General features: G+C 59.3%; 19 protein-coding genes, 1 tRNA gene and 1 riboswitch. Of the genes, 12 read left to right on the forward strand and 8 right to left on the reverse strand.

From position 1 onward, the window contains the following. Together HMPREF2884_RS00590 and HMPREF2884_RS08960 are read left to right on the forward strand one after the other, a co-directional pair. Nucleotides 1-994: HsdM family class I SAM-dependent methyltransferase (locus HMPREF2884_RS00590; protein ID WP_168165540.1), on the forward strand; the 994-nt coding region annotated here is incomplete at its 5' end. After that, the gene (locus tag HMPREF2884_RS08960) at nt 987-2114 is read left to right on the forward strand and encodes a restriction endonuclease subunit S (protein ID WP_083309660.1); all 1128 of its coding nucleotides are present in this window, start codon (nt 987-989) and stop codon (nt 2112-2114) included. The genes HMPREF2884_RS00590 and HMPREF2884_RS08960, both read left to right, overlap by 8 nt. A 138-nt stretch (nt 2115-2252) precedes the next feature. Here HMPREF2884_RS08960 and HMPREF2884_RS00600 read toward each other — a convergent pair whose 3' ends face one another. Then, nucleotides 2253-2765, reverse strand: coding sequence for a mycothiol transferase (locus tag HMPREF2884_RS00600; RefSeq protein WP_070614794.1), 513 nt, complete (start codon nt 2763-2765; stop codon nt 2253-2255). Between the two features lie 195 nt (nt 2766-2960). On the opposite strand from HMPREF2884_RS00600, the gene HMPREF2884_RS00605 reads away from it, so the two are divergent. From HMPREF2884_RS00605 to HMPREF2884_RS00620, 4 genes are all read left to right on the forward strand, one after another. Next, nucleotides 2961-4370 (forward strand): FAD-dependent oxidoreductase, encoded by a 1410-nt coding sequence (locus HMPREF2884_RS00605; protein WP_070614795.1) that lies wholly within the window; start codon nt 2961-2963, stop codon nt 4368-4370. Between the two features lie 300 nt (nt 4371-4670). Next, nucleotides 4671-5372, forward strand: coding sequence for an isochorismatase family protein (locus HMPREF2884_RS00610; protein WP_070614798.1), 702 nt, complete (start codon nt 4671-4673; stop codon nt 5370-5372). Further along, the gene (locus tag HMPREF2884_RS00615) at nt 5369-6136 is read left to right on the forward strand and encodes an SDR family oxidoreductase (protein WP_049343152.1); all 768 of its coding nucleotides are present in this window, start codon (nt 5369-5371) and stop codon (nt 6134-6136) included. The genes HMPREF2884_RS00610 and HMPREF2884_RS00615 overlap by 4 nt, the downstream gene beginning before the upstream one ends. 98 nt (nt 6137-6234) lie before the next feature. After that, nucleotides 6235-7338, forward strand: coding sequence for an isochorismate synthase (locus HMPREF2884_RS00620; protein WP_070614800.1), 1104 nt, complete (start codon nt 6235-6237; stop codon nt 7336-7338). Between the two features lie 120 nt (nt 7339-7458). Here HMPREF2884_RS00620 and HMPREF2884_RS00625 read toward each other — a convergent pair whose 3' ends face one another. Next, nucleotides 7459-8472 (reverse strand): 4'-phosphopantetheinyl transferase family protein, encoded by a 1014-nt coding sequence (locus HMPREF2884_RS00625; RefSeq protein WP_070614802.1) that lies wholly within the window; start codon nt 8470-8472, stop codon nt 7459-7461. Between the two features lie 178 nt (nt 8473-8650). Here HMPREF2884_RS00625 and HMPREF2884_RS00630 point away from each other — a divergent pair, with 178 nt between their 5' ends. Next, nucleotides 8651-10069, forward strand: a complete 1419-nt coding sequence (locus tag HMPREF2884_RS00630) for an RNase H family protein (RefSeq protein ID WP_070614804.1) — start codon at nt 8651-8653, stop codon at nt 10067-10069. A 232-nt stretch (nt 10070-10301) separates the two neighbouring features. Here HMPREF2884_RS00630 and HMPREF2884_RS00635 read toward each other — a convergent pair whose 3' ends face one another. The 4 genes from HMPREF2884_RS00635 to HMPREF2884_RS00650 all read right to left on the reverse strand — a co-directional run bounded on the left by HMPREF2884_RS00635 (nt 10302) and on the right by HMPREF2884_RS00650 (nt 13512). Further along, nucleotides 10302-10592 carry a WXG100 family type VII secretion target gene (locus HMPREF2884_RS00635; protein WP_005504526.1) on the reverse strand — a complete coding sequence of 97 codons (291 nt, stop codon included), beginning with the start codon at nt 10590-10592 and terminating at the stop codon, nt 10302-10304. Nucleotides 10593-10959: 367 nt separating this feature from the next. Next, complete coding sequence (locus HMPREF2884_RS00640; protein WP_070614806.1) at nt 10960-12459, reverse strand: sensor histidine kinase; 1500 nt, start codon at nt 12457-12459, stop codon at nt 10960-10962. Nucleotide 12460: 1 nt separating this feature from the next. Next, nucleotides 12461-13165: a response regulator transcription factor gene (locus HMPREF2884_RS00645; RefSeq protein ID WP_005504528.1), complete on the reverse strand. Its 705-nt coding sequence runs from the start codon at nt 13163-13165 to the stop codon at nt 12461-12463. A gap of 74 nt (nt 13166-13239) precedes the next feature. Then, nucleotides 13240-13512 (reverse strand): hypothetical protein, encoded by a 273-nt coding sequence (locus tag HMPREF2884_RS00650; protein ID WP_070614808.1) that lies wholly within the window; start codon nt 13510-13512, stop codon nt 13240-13242. 141 nt (nt 13513-13653) lie between these two features. Between HMPREF2884_RS00650 and HMPREF2884_RS00655 the strand changes: the two genes are divergently transcribed. The 3 genes from HMPREF2884_RS00655 (at nt 13654) to HMPREF2884_RS00665 (ending at nt 16756) form a co-directional block, all read left to right on the forward strand. Continuing rightward, complete coding sequence (locus tag HMPREF2884_RS00655; RefSeq protein ID WP_246827901.1) at nt 13654-14373, forward strand: DUF3027 domain-containing protein; 720 nt, start codon at nt 13654-13656, stop codon at nt 14371-14373. Nucleotides 14374-14581: 208 nt separating this feature from the next. Continuing rightward, a complete protein-coding gene (locus tag HMPREF2884_RS00660) occupies nt 14582-15286 on the forward strand; it encodes an iron-dependent transcriptional repressor DtxR (RefSeq protein ID WP_049340926.1) in 705 nt (234 codons plus the stop codon). 620 nt (nt 15287-15906) lie between these two features. Then, nucleotides 15907-16066, forward strand: a riboswitch (cyclic di-AMP (ydaO/yuaA leader). Continuing rightward, nucleotides 16067-16756, forward strand: coding sequence for a C40 family peptidase (locus tag HMPREF2884_RS00665; protein ID WP_070614810.1), 690 nt, complete (start codon nt 16067-16069; stop codon nt 16754-16756). Nucleotides 16757-16923: 167 nt separating this feature from the next. Here the strand turns inward: HMPREF2884_RS00665 and HMPREF2884_RS00670 are convergent, their stop codons facing one another. Continuing rightward, on the reverse strand, nt 16924-17919 hold the full coding sequence (locus HMPREF2884_RS00670) for a DUF4031 domain-containing protein (RefSeq protein WP_070614812.1): 996 nt from the start codon (nt 17917-17919) through the stop codon (nt 16924-16926). 119 nt (nt 17920-18038) lie between these two features. On the opposite strand from HMPREF2884_RS00670, the gene HMPREF2884_RS00675 reads away from it, so the two are divergent. Beyond that, nucleotides 18039-18111: transfer RNA gene (locus HMPREF2884_RS00675), tRNA-Arg, on the forward strand. A 110-nt stretch (nt 18112-18221) separates the two neighbouring features. Here HMPREF2884_RS00675 and HMPREF2884_RS00680 read toward each other — a convergent pair. Continuing rightward, a complete protein-coding gene (locus tag HMPREF2884_RS00680; RefSeq protein ID WP_070614813.1) occupies nt 18222-19082 on the reverse strand; it encodes a VOC family protein in 861 nt (286 codons plus the stop codon). 144 nt (nt 19083-19226) lie between these two features. On the opposite strand from HMPREF2884_RS00680, the gene HMPREF2884_RS00685 reads away from it, so the two are divergent. Beyond that, a complete protein-coding gene (locus HMPREF2884_RS00685) occupies nt 19227-22181 on the forward strand; it encodes a UvrD-helicase domain-containing protein (RefSeq protein ID WP_070614815.1) in 2955 nt (984 codons plus the stop codon). Nucleotides 22182-22465: the final 284 nt, after the last annotated feature.

Consider the following 22465-nt stretch of genomic DNA (forward strand, 5'->3'; position numbering starts at 1 on the left):
ACCCGGTCACCCACACTCAACTCGGAAGAGCCTGTTAACGCCACGTTTTGTAACTCAACTTATGGCAAAGATTGCTGGAACAAACAAGGACTCATTCGTGTGGGATACCTGTATGGGATCATCTGGGTTTTTGGTGTCAGCTATGGAAATCATGATTGATGATGCGGGAAGAAGAATTAAGGATAAAGATATACTTTCTGAAAAAATAAACAACATTAAGCGGAATCAGCTTCTGGGTATTGAAATTTTAGGAAATATCTATATCTTGGCTGTACTTAATATGATTCTTATGGGTGACGGATCATCTAAAATCATTTGTGGAGATTCCCGTCAGGAAGGGCCAAAATTTATTGAGGAGAATTCAGCGGTATTTCCAGCTAATGTCTTTTTGTTGAATCCGCCATATTCTGCTCCGGGTAAGGGTTTAGTATTTGTTGAAGAAGCTTTGTCTAGGATGGAGTCTGGATACGGTGCTGTTCTAATTCAAGAGAATGCCGGTAGTGGGCAGGGAGATATTTATCCTAAGCAGATTTTACGGAAAAATACTTTGATTGCCTCAGTTCATATGCCAATTGATTTGTTTATTGGTAAGGCGTCAGTGCAGACGGCAATTTATCTCTTCAAGGTAAATCGCCCACATGAAGAAGATGATGTCGTTACATTCATTGATTTTAGTAAAGATGGATATAGTCGACAAAATCGCAGAAAGTCTACATCTAAAGTGAACCTCAGGAATGTTGACCATGCACTAGAGCGATATGATGAAATTGCAGCTATTTGTCTTGGAAAGAAACCAAAGACTAATTATTACACTGAGGCTAACGGTCTTATTATTAAAGATACAATATCGCTAAATGGTGATGATTGGACGTTTAACCAGCATAAAAGAATCAATATTGCCCCGAGCGAGCAAGATTTTAAAAGAACAGTAATCGAGTATCTGACATGGAGCATGGGTGAAGTTTTAAAAAGTGAGGTGGATTTGAATGTTTAAAGAGTTTAAAATTGGAGAATTGTTTGATATTTATCCAACTAAGGCATATAAACTAACCAATTCAGAAATATTTTTAAGTGAAGGTGAAACGCCTGTTTTATCAAATTCATCAACTAATAATGGTATTTCTGGTTATTGTGGTTTAGAGCCAACTGAGCAAGGAAATATTATTACATTTTCTGATACAACTTCAGGGGCTGAAACAATGTTTTATCAGCCTAATCCTTTTATTGGATATCCACATGTCCAAGGTATGCATCCGTATCAGCCAGAGAAATGGAATAGAAGAAGTTTTTTATATGTAATCTCATGTATTCGAAAATCGGCGGGTAACGGATGGAGCTATGCCGTAAAATTTAACCGTGCACTTGTAAAAGAAATATCCATCGAGTTGCCAGTAATTCTCTCAAGAGACCCAAACCATATTTATACGCTTGAAGATATAGATTGGAAATATATGCAAGATTATATTGCCGATATAGAAAAATCCTGCCTCGAGAAAATTGATTTACATCTAGAGTCGGTTGGTCTCGACGATTGTGAGTTGAGCGATGATGATCGTAAAATTTTAGATATTCATCTTGAATTTAAAAGTTTCAGGATAGATGACTTATTTACTCGAGTCTCGGCGAAGTGTAAAAATCCTGATTTTGATAAAAAAAGGGATACCTCAAAGATTTTGAATCGGGAGTTTTGTGTTCCTCTCGTAAATGCAAAACTCGGCAATAATGGAATTATGTTTTATGGTCGTGAGGATGATTGGGAAACTCAAGAAATGTGTATAGACATTATTCAAAACGGGGCGGTAGCTACAGGCTCTGTCTATGCGCAGCCCCAGCCCGTAGCAGTCTTGTGGGATGCCTATTTAATTAGGCCGGTTTTTAAAGATTATTCAGAGAATATACTTTTATATGTGGCGAAATGTATTGAAAAGGTTACAAAAGAGCAATTCTCGTACGATAATAAAGCAACTTGGAATAGGGTGAGAAACTGTGAAATTGTTTTACCTGTTAAGGATAACGGAGAAATTCATTTTGATTACATGGAACGGTATATTCAAGCGGTAAAGAAATCTGTTATTTCCAACTTGGTAAAGTATAAAGATAGCTTGTCTGATTAGTCGTAGTAAAAATTTTCCCGCCAGAGTTATAGTTGTCATTTATAGATAGTAAGCTCATAAGCATATTAGCGGTGGCGCCTCGGATGGTTGTATCCGAAGCGCCACCGCTCTTTCATACCTTCTAGCGGGTGCGAAATTCTAGCCCTGCGCCCCGAGGATACCCGCCGCGTACGCCGCCTGACCCACGTGCTGCGCCGCATCGTCAATCATGCTGACCAGACGCACACCGCGAGTCACCGGCGGAGTCCACGAACGGTCAATAATCTCGCTCAAATCAGCCTCGCTCAGCGTCTCCGCGTAGTCCGCGAGCGCCTCGCCGGTTGCCACAAGGTACTCCACCAGAAGCGCGGAATCCTCCACCACGATGGAGCGTGCCTGCTCGGCGGTATGGCCGTAGCCCATGGTGTCGCCGAGCTCGCCCAGATTGAAACGCTCCCTGAAGCCCTGAGTCTCCCAGACCTGCGGCTGACCGTTCAGAGCGGAAAGCTGCATGTCCATCTGCCGCCCGGCGTGCCAGAGCAACCAGGCGATAGAGTTCGGGTGCCCGCCCGGATGCGCGTTCAAAGCCTCCGCTGACAGCCCCTTGACGGCCACGGCGGCTTCGATGCCGGGGCGGCTGGCGGCGTCACGCAGAATGTCGTGGGTTTTCATGGAATCCTCCTGAAGATGCTGGCTCCTCGCAGGGAGCCGGGTAGTTTCAGTCTACGCCCGCGTGTTCGCTGCCTTGAAAGAGCCGGTTTGAAAGAGTCGGTTTGGAAGAAAAAATGTGGCACTCGGGAATAATACTCATTTCTTCCCGTTGAACTCTGCGAAGACATCATCATCTAAATTCCACAGGAGAACACTATGACCACCCCCGCTCAGCTGCACTTTGACATGGTTGTCATCGGTTTCGGCAAGGGCGGCAAGACCCTCGCCGGCGCCTACGCGAAGACCGGCAAGAACGTTGCCCTCATCGAGCAGTCCACCGGCATGTACGGTGGCACCTGCATCAACATCGGTTGCGTGCCCACCAAGGCGCTGGTTCACCGTGCCGACGAGTTCCGCGCCAGCGGCGAGCGCACCATCGAGGACGCAAACGCCGCCTACGAGTCCGCCGTGGTGTTCCGTGACAAGCTGACCGGCATGATGCGCGCCAAGAACCGCGAAATCCTGCTGTCCAACGAGACTGCCAAGCTCATTGACGGCCACGCACGCTTCATCTCCGACACCGAGGTTGAGGTCACCGCGGGCGAGGACACCCTGCGCGTTACCGCCGACTACTTCATCGTCAACACCGGCGCCGTGTCGGTGATCCCGCCGATTGAGGGTATCCGCGAATCTGAGCGTGTGCTCACCTCCACCGAGCTGCAGAAGCTCACCCCGCGCCCCAAGCGCCTGGGCATCATTGGTGGCGGCCCCATCGGTGTTGAGTTTGCCGGTATTTTCTCCTCCTACGGTACCGAGGTGACCATTCTGGACGGCGCACCCGCTCTCTTCGGCCGCTACGATGAGGACGTTGCCCAGGTTGCCCGCGAGATTATCGCCGACCAGGACATTACCGCTCATACCGGTGTGCGTGTGCAGTCCTTCAAGGACGGCGCTGACTCGGTGACCGTGACCTACCTCGACTCCGAGGGTGCTACCCAGCAGCTGGAGGTGGACTACGTGATGGTCGCGACCGGCCGCAAGCCCGCCACCGAGGGTCTGGGCCTGGAGAACACCAGCATCGAAACCAACGACCGCGGCGCAATCGTCGTGGATGAGCACCTGCGCACCACCGTGCCGAACATTTTCGCGCTCGGTGACGTGAACGGCGGCCCGCAGTTCACCTACATTTCCATGGATGACTACCGCGTGGTGCTTTCCCAGCTGGTCGGTGACGGTTCCCGCTCCACCAAGGACCGCAAGGCAGTGGCTTCGACCATCTACATGAACCCGCCGCTGTCTTCCGTGGGTCTGACCGAGCGTGAGGCGATCGAGGCTGGCCACAAGGTGAAGGTCGCTTCGAAGCCGGTTGCTGCGGTTGCCGCGATGCCGCGCGCGAAGACCCAGGAGAACCCGCGCGGCATCATGAAGTTTGTGATTGACGCGCAGACCGACCAGATTCTGGGTGCCCAGCTGCTGGTAATCGAGTCCATGGAGGTTATTAACCTGGTGGCGCTGGCGATGCGCCACGGCATTACCGCCTCGCAGCTGCGCGATGAGATTTACACTCACCCCTCGATCACTGAGGGCCTGAATGAGGTTCTTGCCGTCGCGGCGCCCGTGAACTAGTTGAACTAGAATCGCGTCTGGATTCGCGGTTCGTATAGCGTTTCTGCTGGTCAGAGTGCTTCCCTGCCCGTTCCGCCCGTTGCGCTGTCAACGGAGGTGCGGGTGGGGAAGCATTTTTATTAAAGTTCAGATATACCTTGTAGCTAAGCATGCCCTAAGATGGTTATGAGATAAGCGCAAGCTCACTGTGTGGGTGGTCGGTGTGAGGGGGCTCGGAGGAGACACCCACTCGCTGCTACACCCACCACAGCGCACCGCCTGCGCCGCGCATACAACCCATAGGCACGAACCGGGAGAATCATGGCACTGCCCAAAATCAAGCCCTACACCTACGTCGACCGTGAACACAGCAACCGCGTGAACTGGCCCGTAGACCCCAGTCGAGCCGTACTGCTCGTGCACGACATGCAGGTACACTTCGTCCAGGCTTTCGAAGGCGCCAATCTGGGTGAGGGTAACGGCAACCCGGATGCACAGATTAACATCGCCATTCGGAACCTGCGCCGCCTCATTGACGCCGCCCACGCCGCCGGAATCCCGGTCTACTACACCGCGCAGCCGCCGCGCCAGAACCCCGAAGACCGCCGCCTGCTCATCGACTTCTGGGGCGACGGCCTGCAGAACGACGAGTCCGCCCGCGTGCTCGACGCACTTGCACCCACCGACCGCGACACCGTGCTGACCAAGTGGCGCTACTCCGCGTTCGTGCGCAGCCCCTTCGAGGACCTGCTCAAGGAGACCGGTCGCGATCAGCTCATCATCGGCGGCGTGTACGCGCACATTGGCTGCCTGACCACCGCCCTGGAGGCGTTCATGCGTGACATTCAGCCGTTTATGGTTGCGGACGCGCTTGCCGACTTCTCGGAGGAGGAGCACCGCATAGCGTGCGAGTACGCTTCGGGTCGTTGCGCCCGCGTGCTGAACACCGCCGATGTACTCGCCGACCTGCATGCTGCAGAAGGTGCTGAGAAGGCTGAGACTGCTGAGGAGGCGCGCGCATGAGCTGGGTGATTGTGACCGGCGCGAACGGCGGTATTGGTGAGGCAACCGTCCACCAGCTCATTAAGAACGGTTATTCGGTGTTTGCGGCTGACCTTGCAGAGCAGCCCATTGCCTCCTTCGGTACCTACGGAGACGCGATCTTCCGCTACCGCGCCGTAGACGTTACGAGCGAAGAGTCCGTCACCGCCCTCGCCAACGCTGTAGCGGCACTCGACGAACCCATCACCGGTGCGGTGCTCGCCGCGGGCATCGCCCACAGCCAGCCGCTGCTGGAAACCAGTTTCGCCACCTGGAAGCGCCTGCACGCGGTCAACTCCGACGGCGTGTTCCTGTGCCTGCGCGAATTCGCGCGCATCATGATTGACCAGCAGGAAACCGACCCGGCGAACAGCCGCTCCCTGGTGACGGTCGCCTCCAACGCGGCACGTGTGCCCCGCGCGGAGTTTGGCGCCTACGGTGCATCGAAGGCGTCGGCGGCGCGCGTGAGTTCCAGCTTCGGTCTGCAGCTTGCCGCGCACGGTATTCGCGTGAACTCGGTCTGCCCCGGCACCACCCGAACCCCCATGGTGACTGACGCCTGGGAGGGTGAGGATCGCTCCGCCCTGCCGGTTGCCGGTAACCCGGAAACGTTCCGCCTGGGCATTCCGCTGCGCCGTATTGCCGACCCGGCGGATATTGCGGCGGTCAACGCTTTCCTCATCTCGGAGGCGGCACGCCACATCACCATGCAGGAGATTGTCGCTGACGGCGGCGCGACCCTCTAACGGCACCCGGACTATACCTGGCGCCCACAATATACCCGCGCCCGCACTGTGCTCTATGCGCTCCCGGCGCGAACCCACACACCACTGATAGAAGTACGATGACGAACCTTCCCGACTTTATCTTTGCCACCGGCACCCGCGTCCTGCGCGCATCCGGTGCGATGACCCCTGTCACCTTCGATAATGCCCTGGACGAGGCAAAACGCACCGGTAGCGCCGTCGTGGGTCTGATTCCTTTTGACCCTGATATGCCCGCTTACCTCTTCGTGCCCGAACGCCTGGAGGAGCAGCAGGTGCCGGTCCCCGAGCACACAGTGAAGCTGGCCGAACCGGTGTCGGTGACCGGCCGCCAGAACGACCGGTTCCGTGCCGCCGTTGCGACCGCCGTGGAGCGCATGAAGGCGGGTGAGTTGAGCAAGATCGTGCTTTCGCGTGTGCTCACTGCCCGCTACGCACCCGGCGCCCTCAACCTGGAGGCGCTGTACAACAACCTGCGCGCCCAGCAGCGTTCCGCGTTCAACTTTGCGGTGCGCCTGCCCGACGGTGAGCGCGGCATGAACGGAAGCTACCTGATGGGTGCCTCCCCGGAGCTGGTGTTCCGCACCGAGGGCCGCGCCTTCAAGACCCACCCGCTTGCCGGTAGCGCCCCGCGCATTGCCGAGCCCGGTAGCGCCGAGGACGAGGCGATTCGTGACCGCCTGTTCGCCTCGCCGAAGGACCGCCACGAGCACGCCTACGTCATCAACGATATTGCCGAGCGCCTGGCACCCATCGCCGAGGAGCTGAACGTGCCGCAGGTGCCCTCGCTGCTGCAGACCCCGCAGCTTTGGCACCTGGCGACCCCCATCGACGGTGTGCTGAAGGAGGGTTTGACCTGCCTGGACGGTGCCCGCGCGATCCACCCGACTCCCGCGATTTGCGGTGCCCCCACTGAGAAGGCGCTGGAGCTGATTCGCCAGCTGGAGTCTTTCGAGCGCCGCTACTTTGGCGGCCTGGTCGGCTACATGGACGCCGAGGGTAACGGCGAGTGGGCGCTGGTGCTGCGTTGCGCCCAGGTCAGCCCGGACGAGGCGGTCCTGTACGCTGGCGCGGGTATTGTGGCTGAGTCCGACCCGGAGCTGGAGCACACGGAGACCGGTACGAAGCTCGGCAGCTTCGGTCGCGCACTGGGCGTGGATACCCTGGGCGAAGATACCCCTTAAGCTCTGCCTAGAACGCCTTGACGAGGCAGAACGAAACTGCAGAATACAACGACGGAACGCGCTCGCTGGCATGGCGGGCGCGTTCCGTCGTTTTATCAGGTGTTAGGGGATTGAGCGCAACTAATCGGTGAGCAGGCGCTTGAGCTCCAGGGGAGTAGCCACCGGCAGAAGCTGAGCCTCAACCTGCGCGGATTCACCCTCAGCAGGGTTCTCCACAGCCAGGGCGATGAGCATCTTCTGCGCGTGCTCCGGGTTCTCCGCATCGGGCAGTGCCACGGGTACCCACTGCAGGCTAAAGCTTCGCTCGATAGCCTCGCCGTCCTGATTACCGCCCTGATCGCCGCCTCCCTGAGCCGTGGGCGCGCTAAAGGTCGCTTGGGCGGTCAAGCTGTCCTGAGTCAGTACACGCAGGGCGGTCGGCTCGGGAGTGTCGCTGCCCAGAAGGTCCCCCGGGACCTCCTCGTTCATGGCAAGTTCGAGCGCATCCAACAGATCATCGGTGAGCTGCACCCGAACCAGGGAGGGCACCACGCTCAGACCGTGGCCGGTCGCCTTGAGCACCGCCTCCTTAGCGGTCCACAGCGCCACCGAGAACAGGTGCAGTACGGGCGCGGGACGTTCCTGCGCCACCTGCTCATAGAATGCACGTTCTTCATTGGAGAGCGCTAGGCGCGCAAAACCGGAGAACAGGCGCGCATCCAGGGTCTCAACATCCACGCCGAGCACCGCCGAGGAATTACGACTAAACGCACCCACCACCAGCGGATTCACCTGCGACATATTGAAATTCACGCCCGCAATACGCGGCTTACCGTGCTTCTTACCGCTGGTGCACAAGGTGCAGGAACGATCCACCTCAATCTCAGAAGCGGCACTGGACGGCACATCCAGACGAGCCGCCGCCATGGCACGCATGAGTGCCTGAGTGCTCAGGTAGCTGACCGCCGCCGTGGAGGTCGGCAACTGCGCCGCATGCTGCTGCTCGGCAAGACCCAGGTAGCTCAACCAGCTAAAACGCAGGGAACCGTACATTGTGCGGGTGGGAAGAGCGAAAATCTGCACGCGCTCGCTCGGGCGGGCGGTAGGGCGCTCCGGGCGCTGTGCGCCGGGTGTTTCGGGGGCAGAATAGCTCATAGGTTTAGTGTACCCGCCCGGCATTACGGCAATGAGCGCGTCCGAGGCTACTTGAGGTTATCCACAGTGGCGACTGTGTGCTACGCACCCTCGCCGCCGGTGCGGTAAAGTCATCACAGACATCATTACGGACAGCCGCCCGCACGCTAGAGGGGTGGCAGCTTAGAAAGAAGGTACCGTGAACAGCACGCAAGAAATCATTGCCGCCGCAGACGGCTCGGCGCTGGGCAACCCCGGACCGGCGGGCTGGGCATGGTATATCGACGACGACCACTGGGCGAGCGGCGGCTGGGCGCACGGCACCAACAACATGGGTGAGCTCAAGGCGGTCTTGGACCTGTTCGAGGCGACCGCATCCCGCCCGGAGGCGAAGCTGCGCGTGTACTGCGATAGCCAGTACGTCATTAACTCGCTGACTAAGTGGATGCCCGGCTGGAAGAAGAAGGGCTGGAAGAAATCTGACGGCAAGCCCGTGCTCAACCGCGACCTGCTGGAGGCGCTGGATCAGGCGCTGACCGGCCGCGACTACGAGTTTATTTGGGTGAAGGGTCACGCGGGTCACGAGCTCAACGAGAAGGCGGATTCCCTAGCGAATGGTGCGGCGCGCGCTTACCAGGAGGACCGCGAACCCGCGCACGGCCCCGGTTTCGGTGCGGCTGCTGAACCCGCTACTGCGGCTGAGCCTGTGGAGGCTCCGGCTGTTGAAGTGCCGATTGTGAATGCTCCGGCTGCAGAACCTGCACTCTCGGACGTTGCCCTCTCTAAGCCGGTGCCTTCCGAGTCTTCCGCGGACGCCCACCTGCCCGTGCAGGAATTCACCGCAGCCGAGATTGAGAACGCCCAGCGTGGCGTGGAGAGCCTGCGCCTGTCCGGTCTGTTGCGCCCCGCCTCCGCGGTGAACGCCCCCGATCCGGAGGTGGTTCGCACCCGCAAGGAGCAGCTGGCGCTCGCGGCGGAGCGTGCCGCCGAGCGTGACGCAAAGGTGCTGGCTCGCCAGCAGGAGACCGCTCAGCAGGCATCCAACGCCGCGCAGGCGGAAGAAGAGGATGACCTGACCGGTCTGGAAGAGTTCGCCGGCATGGATCCGAACGATGTTGACCCGGCGGAACTGCTGGGTGAGACCGAAGGACATGCAGAAGAGCAGGCGGTAGATCCGGCCGCGGAGCCCGTTCAGGATGCTCCCGCTCAGCCTGCTCCTTCCCAGCCCGCTGAGCCCGCACCGTCTGCTCCTGCGGCACCTGCGGCACCCGCTCTGAACCCCGAGGAAGCCGCCGCCGCAGAACAACTACTCGAAAGCCGCGGCTCCGTCATGGAGGCGGCGCAGCTGGAGTCCATGCTGCACGAGCGTCTGGTGTGGGTGACCGCTACCGGCAAGTCGGTGTCCCGCTCCTCGGTGCTGCAGTACCGCGAACGCGCCTTCACTCAGCAGGGTGCCCCGCTCAAGCAGGGTGTGCAGGTACTGGATTCTTCCAGCGTGCTGGTCATGGCGGCGGTTGCGACCGCGCGTGGTCGCGTGAGCCGTTCGAGCATCTGGCATTACGACGCTGAGCGCGGCCTGTGGCGTCTGCGTTTCCGTCAGGAGACCCCTGCTTCCTAAAGCTCAGCTCCTAAGGCTCTGCTCCTAAGGAATGGGCTCTTGGGCCCAAAGATTTCTGTACATTAAAACCCCGCCGCATCCTCACTTTCGAGGATGTGGCGGGGGTTTCTCAATAGATGTTCGCCGCCTTCTGGCGAATCTAGCGGGCGGTGTGCTGTGCGTCCGGGACCTTTTAGCTGCCCGGTCTGCCGCCTGCCTGCGGGTGGGCCTTAGAATCTGTAGCCCGGACCCCTTAGCCGACGAACATGGAGGCGTTAGCCTGCTCGGTGTCTGCGTAGTTTACGCCTGCGCGGGTGAGTGCCTCGTTGATCTGGGTGATGGATGCTTCGACCTGGCGCTGGGTTGCATGCCACTGGTCCAGTACGCCCTGGAAGTTAGCGGATGCGGAGCCGGTCCAGGAGCTCTGCAAATCGTGCAGGGATGCGGTCATACCGTTGACGTCTGCGGTGATGGATGCGACGTAGGATCGTGCCTGTGCGCTCTTGGCTGCGATGACTTCGGAATCGACATTGAACTGTGCCATGGTTTTTCTCCTTTGAGATATGTGAGATAGGTGGGGCGGTTGCCCCGTGGTGGCGCTTGGGGTTTGGATCTCTGGAAGGGTTGAGTTCCTGACCGGAAGCTTGTTATCACTATATCTTTCAAAATGCATCAAATGAGCTGAAAAATGATTATTAAATAAATCTGTGGATAAACCCGCCAGATTCACTCCAGCATCTCGAAAAAATCGAAAACCCTCCCAAAAATGACGCCGCCATGACGCGCGCTCGGTTGCTCCCGCTGTTCTTTACTCGCGCCGCCGCGAGTCATAGTCCCGCCTCCGGCGCACAGCAAAACCCCCGAACCGTAGAACACTCAAGTTCCACAATCCGGGGGTTTATGCATCAGCGCTACTTCATCAGCTGATCATCCGAGACGGGCGGCGGATAGAACGGCAAAGAAATCACGAAGGTAGCACCGCCACCATCGGTCTCTTCAATGTGAATCCTGCCCTCGTGCTGCTCGATAATCGCAGCCACGATGGACAGACCCAGACCCGTACCGCCGGTCTCACGCGAACGTGAAGCATCGGTGCGGTAGAAACGCTCGAAGACGCGCTCGCGGTCCTCGCCGTGAATACCGGGGCCGTGGTCGCGCACCTCCAGTACAGATAGCAGGAAGCCGGAAACCTCTTCGCGCACGCCCACCGCAATCTCCAGGGGAGAACCGTTGGGGGTATAGCGCATGGCGTTAGTCAGCAGGTTTGCCACGACCTGACGCAGGCGTGATTCGTCGCCGAGCACGGTTGCGGAGGTCGGCGCCACCTCTTCGTTCAGACCCACCAGGGACACTGCACGGTCGGGTGCCGTAGCGTAGGCGTCGTTACTAGCGTCCACCGCCAGGTTGAACAGGTCGAAGGGCGCCAGCTTGGATTCGCGGCGCTCATCGATACGCGCCAGGGTCAGCAGGTCTTCCACAAGCTGACCCATACGCTTGGACTCCGATTCGATGCGGCTCATTGCGGTAGCGACAGCCTCATCGGTCGGTAGCGCGCCCTGACGGTACAGCTCCGAGTAGCCTCGAATACTGACCAGAGGGGTGCGCAGCTCATGCGAAGCGTCACCCACGAAGCGGCGCATTTTCGCCTCGCTCTTCTCGCGGGCTTTGAAGAGCATTTCAATCTGGGTGAGCATCGTGTTCAGCGAAACCGCAAGGTTACCGATCTCGTTGCTGGGGTTGTAGTCCTCAATACGCTGAGAGAGGTCACCGGCAGCGATCTTGGCGGCGGTCTGCTCCACGCGAGCCAGCGGCTCGAAGGTGCGGGTCACAATCACCCAGGTCATCGCAATGGCGGAGGCGAGAGTCGCCAAACCAAACGCGAAGGTCAGCACGCCCACGAGGGCAACCACCTGGTTCGTTTGTTTCAGCGGCATGGCAATGATGAGGGAGGCCGCCTCCGGCAAACCTGAAGAGTCGTTGGCTTCAATGGGTACGGCGAGCACGCGCCAATCGGAGGAGCTGCCCACCGAATTGACGGTGACCGCCTCTTCGTTTTGCTTGCGAACCTTCTCTTCGGTCCAGCCTTGCAGTGCCGGCTCGCTGAACTGTTCGCTGTCCTCGGACTTGAGCGAGTACAGTACGTTGCCGTCCTTGTCGAGCAGGTACAGGCGGTAGGTGCTCAGGGATTGTTCCTGATTGCCGGAGGGGCGCACGGTCGCCAGCTGCACGAGTGAGGGGGCGCTGTTCTTCATCTCTTCGTCCAGCTGGTGCACCATCTGGGCGCGCAGAGCGGAAATCGCCACCAGGCTCGTCACCGCGATGGAGAGGGCGATGAGCATGGAGGTGATGAGCACCAGCTGGGTGCGAAGGGAAAGAGACTGGGGGATCCGGTCGAGGGGTTTGAGCGCCACGTTAGCCTCGAGAACCGCGAATCATGTAGCCCACACCGCGCTTGGTGTGGATGAGCGGCTCGTGGTTTTCACGGTTGTTGTCAATCTTGCGGCGCAGGTACGAAATGTAGGACTCAACGATGGAGGAGTCGCCGTTGAAATCGTACTCCCACACGTGGTCGAGAATCTGCGCCTTGGACAGCACGCGGTTGGCGTTGAGCATCAGGTAGTGCAGCAGGTTGAACTCGGTGGGGGAGAGGTCAATCTCTTCGTCACCGAGGAACACTTCGTGGGTGTCCACGTTCAGGGTGAGGGCGTCAACGCGCAGTACGGCGTCGTCCTCTTCCTGGACGCTGCGGCTACGGCGCAGAATCGCGCGGATGCGGGCGATTACCTCGTCGAGGGAGAAGGGCTTGGTGACGTAGTCGTCACCACCGGCACCCAGACCGGTCACCTTGTCCTCGGTGGCGTCCTTTGCGGTCAGGAAGAGCACGGGGGTGGTGGTGCCGTTTTCGCGCAGGCGGCGGGTCACCTCGAAGCCGTCCATGCCGGGCATCATGACGTCCAGGACGATGAGGTCGGGATTTTCGGCGTGTGCCTTTTCGAGGGCTTCGCGGCCGTTGCCGGCGGTAACTACTTCAAAACCGGCGAAACGCAGGGAGGTGGCGAGCAATTCAAGAATGTTGAACTCGTCATCGACGACTAGGAGTTTTGCTTCAGCAGACATACTCTATCTTTCTCTCTGAATGGCAGGCTGTACTTGATAAGTGAATGATGTGTGTGAGCTTGCGGCTCAAATCTTTATGCCTTGTTGCGGCGCATGACCGACAGGACGAGTGCGGCCATGAGGGCGATAAAGGCGACGGGGAGGAGGACCAGCGGAATCTGGCTCATGAGGGCGGGCGGCGCTGCCCCAACCCACTTCATCACGAGCATGGCGACTCCGGTGAGCAGGCAAATCAGGGCGAGAAGCGCACCTGCCGCGCCGAGCCAGCGGATAGCTCCGGCGTAGGGAAGGGGCGCGGGCGCCTGGTCTGCGGTACTGCGCGTGTCCTGTACGGGTTCATTACTCATAAATTTAACCGTATCAGCTCACACACAGCTGTTCGTGGGCGAAGCCCCAGATTTAGCGGTTTGAGACCCAAATTCACAGCGTATGTGAAGCTTGGGGTGGGCGCCGCAATGTTTGCGCACGCGAGATGCTTTAATAGGGGTATGTCTGAACAGGTTATTGAACTGCTCCCCGAAACTACGCCCGCTACTGACGCACCCGCAGAGTCCGTTGTGCCTTCTGCCGCGCCTGAGAGCACCGACGAGGGTAGCGCTGTACCTGCTGAGACTCAGCCCTCCGTGAACGCTGAGGAATCTGCCTCCGAGGAATCTGCTGCCGAAGAAACCGCACAGAACGAAGACTCCACCCCCGACCCCTTCACCCCGCTGGATGAAGAGGTGGGCGCCCCCTCCCTGGGTGTTCCGCACAAGCTGCGCCGCACCTCCAAGGTGGATGAGATTCTTGCCGCCGCCAAGGATGTGGCGTTGCAGGGCGTTCAGGAAATCGCCCCGGCACACGCTATCGGCCTGGTGCACCACGTGCGCGCCGAGGAAGAGCGTCTGAGCACGCACCTTTTCGAGTGCACCCTGCCCGGTTACCGCGGCTGGTTCTGGTTCGCGACCCTCTCGCGTGCGCCTCGCTCCCGCGTGGCAACAATCTGCGAGGTGGGTCTGTTGCCCGGCGACGACGCGCTCATTGCGCCGGATTGGGTGCCGTGGGCTGACCGCGTTCGCCCGGAAGACCTGGAGGAGAACGCCGCGCAGGAGAACGCAGAGTCTGCTGAAACCGCTGAGGCAGAGGAATCTGCTGAGCCCGCAGAGAACAAAGCGGAAGAGAACGAATCTGCCGTGGAAGAAACCGCTGAGGCTGAGTCCGCAGAGTAAGCCTACCGTCTACTCCTCTTAATAAGGGGTGGGTTAGCAAAAGCGTATATATAAGGTGTCTTGAGTCGTCCAATGAGTTTTCATTGGGCGACTCAATGACTTAAGCCGTGGCAAAAGCCGCTGAAAAAGTACATAATAGATTATTGAATAAGTAACGACTTAGGCAGTGCTATCTAAGTACTGTTGCGGTGAAAGCTGGGAGAGATATATGACAGACCTCATCGATACCACAGAGATGTATTTGCGCACCATCCTCGAACTGGAGGAAGAGGGTATTGTCCCCATGCGTGCGCGCATCGCTGAACGACTCGAGCACTCCGGCCCGACCGTTTCCCAGACTGTGGCACGTATGGAGAAGCACGGCCTGCTCACCGTTGAGCCGGACCGCCACCTCGAACTGACCGAGGAAGGCCGCCACAAGGCGGTCGAGGTGATGCGTAAGCACCGCCTGGCTGAGCGTCTGCTCTCCGACATTATTGGTCTGGAACTTGAGTACGTGCACGAAGAAGCATGCCGCTGGGAACACGTCATGAGTGACAAGGTGGAGAAGCGCATCCTGGAGATGCTCAAGGACCCCAAGTTCTCCCCGTACGGCAACGCTATCCCCGGCCTGGAGGATCTGGGCCACAGTAGTGAGAAGAACGACGAGCGTACCGTGCCCATGTCCCTGGCGGCACGCGACTCCGGTCCCGAGGACCGTTTCACTATCTCTCGTTTCCCTGAGTCCATTCAGACTGACGTTGAGCTGCTGAAGCTGCTGGCTGACGCAGGTATTGTCTACGGCGCTTCGGTGTCCGTGGTTGCCGGCCAGAACGATGACGTGATTGTTCACGCTGATGGCGAAGAGGACACCCTCTCCCTGGATATGGACGTGGCAAACGCAATCGTGGTCAAGCGCGGCGGCAACCTCTAAGCTCTAATTCTGAGAGTCTGCTAACCCAGTTCATGCTAAACGGTGGTATCGCCTTCCTTTGTGGAGGCGGTGCCACCGTTTTTGTGCACGTGTTAGGGCTGCTCGGTCTTGCGGGGGAGGCTTGCGGGGGAGGCTTCGGGAGGCTGAGATGCCTAGTGGGTGGGGTATTTCAGAGTTTGGTCATGCGCGCGGGCGCATATACTCCTCTCTCAGGGTTTTAGCAACTGCGCTTGAGTGCATTTTTCGGGTTTTTCGCTTAAATCTGAGGTTGAAACTGAGGGAAACGCCGATGTTTGAGCAATCTCTGAGAATGGACACTTAAGAGATAAGGGTCATTTTTAAGAGTTTTGAACCCTGTCCTTAAGGGGTGCTGGTGCATTAAAAGCGAATGTGCGTCCTTGTGAAACACCTAGTCAAGAGCCTTAAACGGTACCTGTTGGTTCCATTGAGAGGGGGTCAAACGCCTGGAGTGCCAAGTTTTTCCCCCAGGGTGAAAGTCCAAAATTTAAGCCCGAATGAAGTGACAACTGGGAGTTTTCTGTGTATTCTCGATTTGTGCCCAAATCCTCATCGTAAGAGGGCACCGTCGAAGCGGTTCCGCTGAGTTCTGCCAACGCTTCGATGAACGTCTACCCAATATGGCAGAAGCGGGGGACCCAATCCCCAAGCTGGGATACGGCATCTCAATCGAGAAGCCTCGGGGCTAAGTCACTTCGGTGGCCGAGCGAATCCATGCTCGAGCCCGACAGCTCACCTCGTCAGGCAATGGAGGAATTACCAATGGCTAAGAAGATCGTACGTACCGCAGGTGCAACCCTCGCAGCAGGCGCAATCCTGCTCGGCTCGACCGTTCCCGCGAACGCATTTGCACAGATTCCCGCTGCTGCTGATCTGTCCTACGACTACACCAACTACGAGTTCGACTACACCAGCTACAACACCCCCGCAACCACCTACGTTGCACCCCAGGCTCAGGCACAGCAGACCTACGTTGCTCCCGCAGCAGCTCCTGCACCCGCAGCTGAGACCGCCTACGTAGCACCCCAGGCTGAGACCCAGCAGGCTTACGTTGCACCCGTTGCAACCGAGGCTCCCGCTGCACCCGCAGCTTCCTCCGCTTCCACCGGTAACGCTTCCCGCGACGCAATCGTTGCAACCGCAATGAGCGGCCTGGGCGGCTCCTACGTTTGGGGCGGCAAGACCTTCGGTGCATGGGACTGCTCCGGCTTCACCTCTTGGGTTTTCGCTCAGCACGGCATCAAGCTGACCGCTTTCACCTACGCAATGAAGAACGAGCTGCGCCCGACCGCTAACCCCCAGCCCGGCGACATCGTCTTCCAGAACGGCTACAGCCACGTTGGTATCTACCTGGGCGACGGCAAGATGATCTCCGCTCTGAACCCCACCAACGGTACCCTGGTGCACCCCACCTCCTGGATGTCCGTTGACGGCTACTACACCGCTCTCTAAGCCTTAGCGCATAAGAGCTGGGTCTAGTCCAACATACTTCTCAAAAGGCGCCTACCCCGCACGGGGTGGGCGCCTTTTGCGTACCCGAAAGATTCCGTGAAAATACCGCCGAGAACGCACCTTAGTATGGGCGCATTCTCGGCGGTATGTGTTTTAGGTGTATGCGGCTAGGACGCGAGAGCCTGCAGAAGCCCCTGCGGGTCCTGCGACCACTCGCTGAGCTCTGCCTGCAGATTAGTCTGCGCGGGCTCCTCCCAGAGCTGCAGAGCCTGTTCGGAGAGGAAGATGCGCTTGCGCCCCAGAATCGAACGCAGGAAGGTCGTACGACCGGCACGGAATGCCTCATCGTCAAAATGGGAGTACTCGCTACGCACCCCGCGCAGGTAGCGGCGGTAGCGTGCCGAATCAGCCGCCAGGATAGCCATATCGGCATCGAGGAAAAACTGAATATCCGCTGGCTCATAGCCCGCCGGTAGATCGGCAGACTCGGGCAGCTTGTGGGTTGCCGTGGCACGCACCAGAAGGCTCACCATCTGCAGCTCGTCACCACTGAGCAGGCCCGCGGTAACCAGCGGCTCCAGGGAGATGTTCGCCAGCTGCTCGCTACGGCGCTCATCCTCACCCGGCGCGCCCTCGTACACCGCGTCGTGGAACCACGCCGCCAGAACCAACGCCAGGGGAGTAGAACCCTGCGTGCGGTATGCGTAGAGGCGGTCCAGATCAGTGAGCATCTGCGAAAGGTGCCCGCTGTGGTGGTAGGCGCGGTGCGGCTGCTCCCACGCCTGCAACAGGCTCTCACCCAGCTCCGCGACCTGTTGCTGGAATGTAGCGGGAGCCTTCTCGAGGCGGGGTGCAAACGCCGCCTCCCAGGCGCGAAGCAGGCGCGGGCGAATCTTCTCGGGGCGTTCCTTTAGGGGAATCCGCAGACCGCTGGCAATGAGCGTGCGAGTCAGTTCTGCACCGCTGAGTTCCTTCGCACCCGCCTGCACCAGCTCATCGTAGAGGTGCGCCGGAACATCGTAGTGGTCGCGGTCGAAGGCGCGTTCACTGATGCCCGCTGCTGCGGCGAACTCGTGCAGTTCCGCCAGGGATGCATCGGAGATGAGGTGCGAGAAGACGGTGCCGTGCGCGGGCCAGGTGGGCGGGTCAATGTAGATGCTCATTCGTACATTGTAGGAGCGGTTCTGCCGCCGGGTGCGGGTGTCCTCAAGCGGTGAACACAGGGCGGTGAACACGGGCTGTGCGGACCCTTGGTGCGGGGTGCTTTATACTGGATAGGTACGCCCTCGTAGCTCAGGGGATAGAGCACTTCTCTCCTAAAGAAGGTGTCGGACGTTCGAATCGTCTCGGGGGCACACAGAACCGGTATTCACGCCGGTACGAGAAAACCGCCCGTCGCTTGCATTAGCAGGCGCGGGCGGTTTCTCTGTTTCTGCACGTAACGAGCACTCAAGAAAACACGTTGTTATAGCTGAGACAGGTCAATCTTGCCCATCAGCAGGATTTTCTCGCGAGCGGCCTTATCCGCCATCAGCTCAGCAATATTGTGCGGGACAACCTGCCAAGAAATACCCCAGCGATCTACACACCAGCCGCAACGCTCCGCCTCAGGTATAGCCGAGAGCTGCTCCCAATAGTAATCAATCTCCTCCTGAGTACGGCACGAAAGAACTACCGAAACCCCCGGCGTGAATGTGAAATCGTGGAAAGTGCCGGAATCAGCAGCCGCCATCCAGGTGCCGTGCAGGTTGAAGTCGGTAAACATGACCGCATCTGCCTCAAAGGGGCTACCTTCCGGATAGTGGTACAGGGTACCGCGGCGGGCATCATCAAACATGGAAATCCAGCCGTTGGTGGCTTCCTCTGCATTGCCGTGATTCGTGCCGCCAAACATGAATGAGGGAATGACGAAGGGTCGAGGGTCACCCTCGGGGTTGGTGAGCATCAGCTGCCAGGTCATACCGAAACGATCGCGAACCCAGGCGTAGCGAGGAGAGAACGGGTACTCGCCTAACTCCATGAGTACACCGCCGCCGCTTAGCTTTTCGTAGAGCTCATCAAGGTAGGCGCGCGCCTGATCCTCACCGCCGAACAGGAGTGGGTCAAAGTTTAGGATGCAACTGATGTACTGGTTCGGGACGTACCGGTCATCACCATTAATGAGTGAGAGCTGGAAGCCATGGATGCTTAGAGCCGTCGTAAGTCCGGGCACCTGTTCAACGATAGAAGCATCGCGAAAAACCCTGGTATAGAACTGTGCGGCTTCATCGGCTGAGCCATTGCACCATAGGGCTATTGAGAGGCTCGGAGGTAAGGTCTGGGTCATGCGGTCATCCTAGCATGACTATTCTGTGCCACCGGTGTGCCGTTGCCGATTTAGGTTGTGAGGCTGATTGACCGAACGGGTGGGAGCCGCGGAGTAAATGCGGTAGCATGGAATATCGAACGTGTATTCTAGGCAGCGAGGTAGATGATGAGCGACAAGCCCGAACAGCAGAAGCAGCCCTTCACCGAACAGGACGGCCTGTTCGCCGCCGAACTCGTCACCCCCGCAGCACCGGTAGCGGATGATGAGCCGCCCTTCGACCCCTACTACGACGTACCCCCTGCCGAGGACGACTACTACGCCCCTCCCATGGACGCCGCAGTGATGGATGCCCCGGTGATGGAAGCGCCCGCACAGGACGTACCCGCCGCCCTGCCCACCGGCATGCCCGCCTACGGTACCCCTGCTACCAGCGCGCCCGTTCCTGAACCCGGCGCACCCGCAGCCTTCACCGCCGCAGACCCGCTCGGCGACTTCATGCCACCCGCCTACCGCGTCGGCGGCTACGGTGAGGACTTCGACCCCGCTGACCCCTACGGCGAACGCGCCCACAGCCTCAACGCCGTGGACCCCGCCTCCCTCACCGCCGGGCTCAACGAACGCCAGGAAGAAGCCGTGCTGCACTCCGGCTCGCCCCTGCTCATCGTCGCGGGCGCCGGCTCCGGCAAGACCCGCGTGCTCACCCACCGCATCGCCTACCTGCTCGCAACCCACCGCGCGACCCCCGGCCAGATTCTCGCCATCACCTTCACCAATAAGGCTGCCGCCGAAATGCGTGAACGTATTGAGGCGCTGGTTGGCCCGCGCGCCAAGCACATGTGGATTTCGACCTTCCACAGCTTCTGCGTGCGCGTGCTGCGCCGTGAGGCCGCCGCCCTGGGTTTGAAGTCCACCTTCACCATCTACGATTCGACCGACTCGCAGCGCCTGCTGAGCCTCATCATTAAAGAGCTCAACCTGGACACCAAGAAGTTCACCGCCAAGGCCGTGGGCAACCGCATCTCCGCGCTGAAGAACGAGCTGGTCAGCGCCGAAGCGTACGCATCCCGCGTGGCGAGCGATAACCCGTACGAGAAGACCATCTCGCAGATCTACACCGTCTACACGCAGCGTCTGCGTGCCGCCAACTCCCTCGACTTTGACGATCTGATTGGCCGCACCGTCTTCTTGCTCAAGAAGTTCCCCGAAATCGCGAACTACTACCGCCGCAAGTTCCGCCACATCCTCGTGGACGAGTACCAGGACACCAACCACGCCCAGTACCAGCTGGTGCGTGAACTGGTCGGCGCCCACACGAAGGCACCGGCTGACCGCGGCCCCTACCCGGATGCCGTGCCCCCTGCCGAGCTGACCGTGGTGGGTGACTCCGACCAGTCCATCTACGCCTTCCGTGGCGCGGATATTCGCAATATTACGGACTTCGAGAAGGACTACCCGAACGCCCACACGATTCTGCTGGAGCAGAACTACCGTTCCACGCAGAACATCCTCTCTGCGGCGAATGCGGTCATTGAACGCAACCCCGACCGTCGCCCCAAGAAGCTGTGGACCGCCTCCGGCGCGGGCGCGAAAATCATCGGTTACGTCGCCGAGTCCGAGCACGCCGAGGCACGCTACATCACCCGCGAAATTGACCGCCTTGCCGATGAGCACGGCGTGCAGCCCGGTGACGTCGCAATCTTCTACCGCACCAACGCGCAGTCCCGAACCCTCGAGGACATGCTCATGCGTGCCGGCCTGCCCTACCGCGTGGTCGGCGGTACCCGCTTCTACGAGCGTAAGGAAATCAAGGACGCCCTGGCGTACCTGCGCGCCCTGAGCAACCCCGATGACGACGTGAACGTGCGCCGCATCCTCAACGAACCCAAACGCGGTATCGGTGCCAAATCTGAGTCCGTGGTGGCGGAGTACGCGAGTGCGAACCGCATCTCCTTCTACGCCGCCGCACGCCAGGCAGCCGACATCCCCGGCCTGGGTGCCGCCGCGGTCAAGAAGTACGCCGAGTTCGTGCGCCTCATGGACGACCTCGCGCAGATTGCCCGCACCGAACCCGCCGCAACCTGCCTGGAAGCGGTCCTGGAGCAGACCGGATACCTGGCGGCTCTGCGCGCATCCAAGGACATTCAGGACGAATCGCGCGTGGAGAACCTCTCCGAGCTACTTGACGCCATGGTCGAGTTCGAGACCGAGAACCCCGGCGCCGACCTGGAGCAGTTCCTCGAACACGTGGCCCTGGTCGCCGACGCCGACTCAATCCCGAACCGCCCCGCCAGTGCGGAGGGCGAGAACGCCTCCGCCGCACAGATTGCCGCCGAAGCCGCCGAGGCGAAGGCGCAGGGCATGGTCACCCTCATGACCCTGCACACCGCTAAGGGCCTGGAGTTCCCCGTGGTGTTCCTGACCGGCATGGAGCACGGCCTGTTCCCGCATCAGCGTGCCCTGACCGATGAGAAGGAAATGAGCGAGGAACGCCGCCTGGCGTACGTGGGTCTGACCCGCGCCATGGAGCGCCTGTACCTGACCCGCTCGGAAACCCGCACCATGTGGGGTAAGAGCCAGTTCAACCCGCCCTCGCCCTTCCTGGAGGAAATCCCGGAGGAGCTGATTGACTGGAAGCGCACCGCCGGTTTCTCGGGCTTTGGCGCCTCCTGTATGGGTGCGTATGGCGCTCGCGGCAGCTCCTACGGCAACTCGTACGGTGGCGGCTACTCGGGCGGTTCCCGGTCCGGCTATGGTTCCGGCGGCTACTCGGGTGGTTACAGCTCGGGCGGTTACAGTTCCGGTGGCTCGCGCGGCTCATACGATCCCTACGAGTCCCGCCCCGCACGCCGTTCTGAGCCGTCCACCGCGGATATTAACGGCTCGGCAAGCTACGGGCTGGCGGCGGCCACCTCGAAGGTGACGAACCGTTCTCGCGTTCACCAGAGCAAGGAAATCCCGACTCTGGCGGTTGGCGATACCGTGCGCCACACCAAGTTTGGTGAGGGTCGCGTGCTCGCCGTTGAGGGTAGCGGCGATAAGACCGTGGCGAAGGTCCGTTTCGGTTCGGAAGAGAAGCGCCTGCTGCTGCGTTACGCGCCGCTGGAGAAGGTGAGCTAACGCGTCGGGCGTAAGAACCTGACAATGCCGTTGGAGGGGCGGGTACCTGAGGTTCCCGCCCCTCTTTTGTGCGCCGTACCGGGCGTGTTGTCCGCCTGCTGAGAAGGTGGCCGGGGCTTTGCAGAGCACGGCGGTAAACGCCGCATTTTCGCCGGTATTTCGCGGCGGATGGGGGAGCGCGAGTTTGGGTTAGTTACCCGGTGCACAGCCTTTGGGTAGAATGTACCCAAAATATTTGTGAGCTGAGTCGCTAAAATCTCAGATTTAGGGTTCCGTGAGTGCGA

This window comes from Rothia sp. HMSC073B08, assembly GCF_001812975.1.
In the GTDB taxonomy this organism is placed as follows: domain Bacteria; phylum Actinomycetota; class Actinomycetes; order Actinomycetales; family Micrococcaceae; genus Rothia; species Rothia mucilaginosa.

What these genes read in the sequence shown, in the direction of transcription:
- HMPREF2884_RS08960 (WP_083309660.1), top strand. Translation starts at nt 987, where the DNA reads ATGTTTAAAGAGTTTAAAATTGGAGAATTGTTTGATATTTATCCAACT.
- HMPREF2884_RS00600 (WP_070614794.1), bottom strand. Translation starts at nt 2,765, where the DNA reads ATGAAAACCCACGACATTCTGCGTGACGCCGCCAGCCGCCCCGGCATC.
- HMPREF2884_RS00605 (WP_070614795.1), top strand. Translation starts at nt 2,961, where the DNA reads ATGACCACCCCCGCTCAGCTGCACTTTGACATGGTTGTCATCGGTTTC.
- HMPREF2884_RS00610 (WP_070614798.1), top strand. Translation starts at nt 4,671, where the DNA reads ATGGCACTGCCCAAAATCAAGCCCTACACCTACGTCGACCGTGAACAC.
- HMPREF2884_RS00615 (WP_049343152.1), top strand. Translation starts at nt 5,369, where the DNA reads ATGAGCTGGGTGATTGTGACCGGCGCGAACGGCGGTATTGGTGAGGCA.
- HMPREF2884_RS00620 (WP_070614800.1), top strand. Translation starts at nt 6,235, where the DNA reads ATGACGAACCTTCCCGACTTTATCTTTGCCACCGGCACCCGCGTCCTG.
- HMPREF2884_RS00625 (WP_070614802.1), bottom strand. Translation starts at nt 8,472, where the DNA reads ATGAGCTATTCTGCCCCCGAAACACCCGGCGCACAGCGCCCGGAGCGC.
- HMPREF2884_RS00635 (WP_005504526.1), bottom strand. Translation starts at nt 10,592, where the DNA reads ATGGCACAGTTCAATGTCGATTCCGAAGTCATCGCAGCCAAGAGCGCA.
- HMPREF2884_RS00645 (WP_005504528.1), bottom strand. Translation starts at nt 13,165, where the DNA reads ATGTCTGCTGAAGCAAAACTCCTAGTCGTCGATGACGAGTTCAACATT.
- HMPREF2884_RS00650 (WP_070614808.1), bottom strand. Translation starts at nt 13,512, where the DNA reads ATGAGTAATGAACCCGTACAGGACACGCGCAGTACCGCAGACCAGGCG.
- HMPREF2884_RS00655 (WP_246827901.1), top strand. Translation starts at nt 13,654, where the DNA reads ATGTCTGAACAGGTTATTGAACTGCTCCCCGAAACTACGCCCGCTACT.
- HMPREF2884_RS00660 (WP_049340926.1), top strand. Translation starts at nt 14,582, where the DNA reads ATGACAGACCTCATCGATACCACAGAGATGTATTTGCGCACCATCCTC.
- HMPREF2884_RS00665 (WP_070614810.1), top strand. Translation starts at nt 16,067, where the DNA reads ATGGCTAAGAAGATCGTACGTACCGCAGGTGCAACCCTCGCAGCAGGC.
- HMPREF2884_RS00670 (WP_070614812.1), bottom strand. Translation starts at nt 17,919, where the DNA reads ATGAGCATCTACATTGACCCGCCCACCTGGCCCGCGCACGGCACCGTC.
- HMPREF2884_RS00680 (WP_070614813.1), bottom strand. Translation starts at nt 19,082, where the DNA reads ATGACCCAGACCTTACCTCCGAGCCTCTCAATAGCCCTATGGTGCAAT.
- HMPREF2884_RS00685 (WP_070614815.1), top strand. Translation starts at nt 19,227, where the DNA reads ATGATGAGCGACAAGCCCGAACAGCAGAAGCAGCCCTTCACCGAACAG.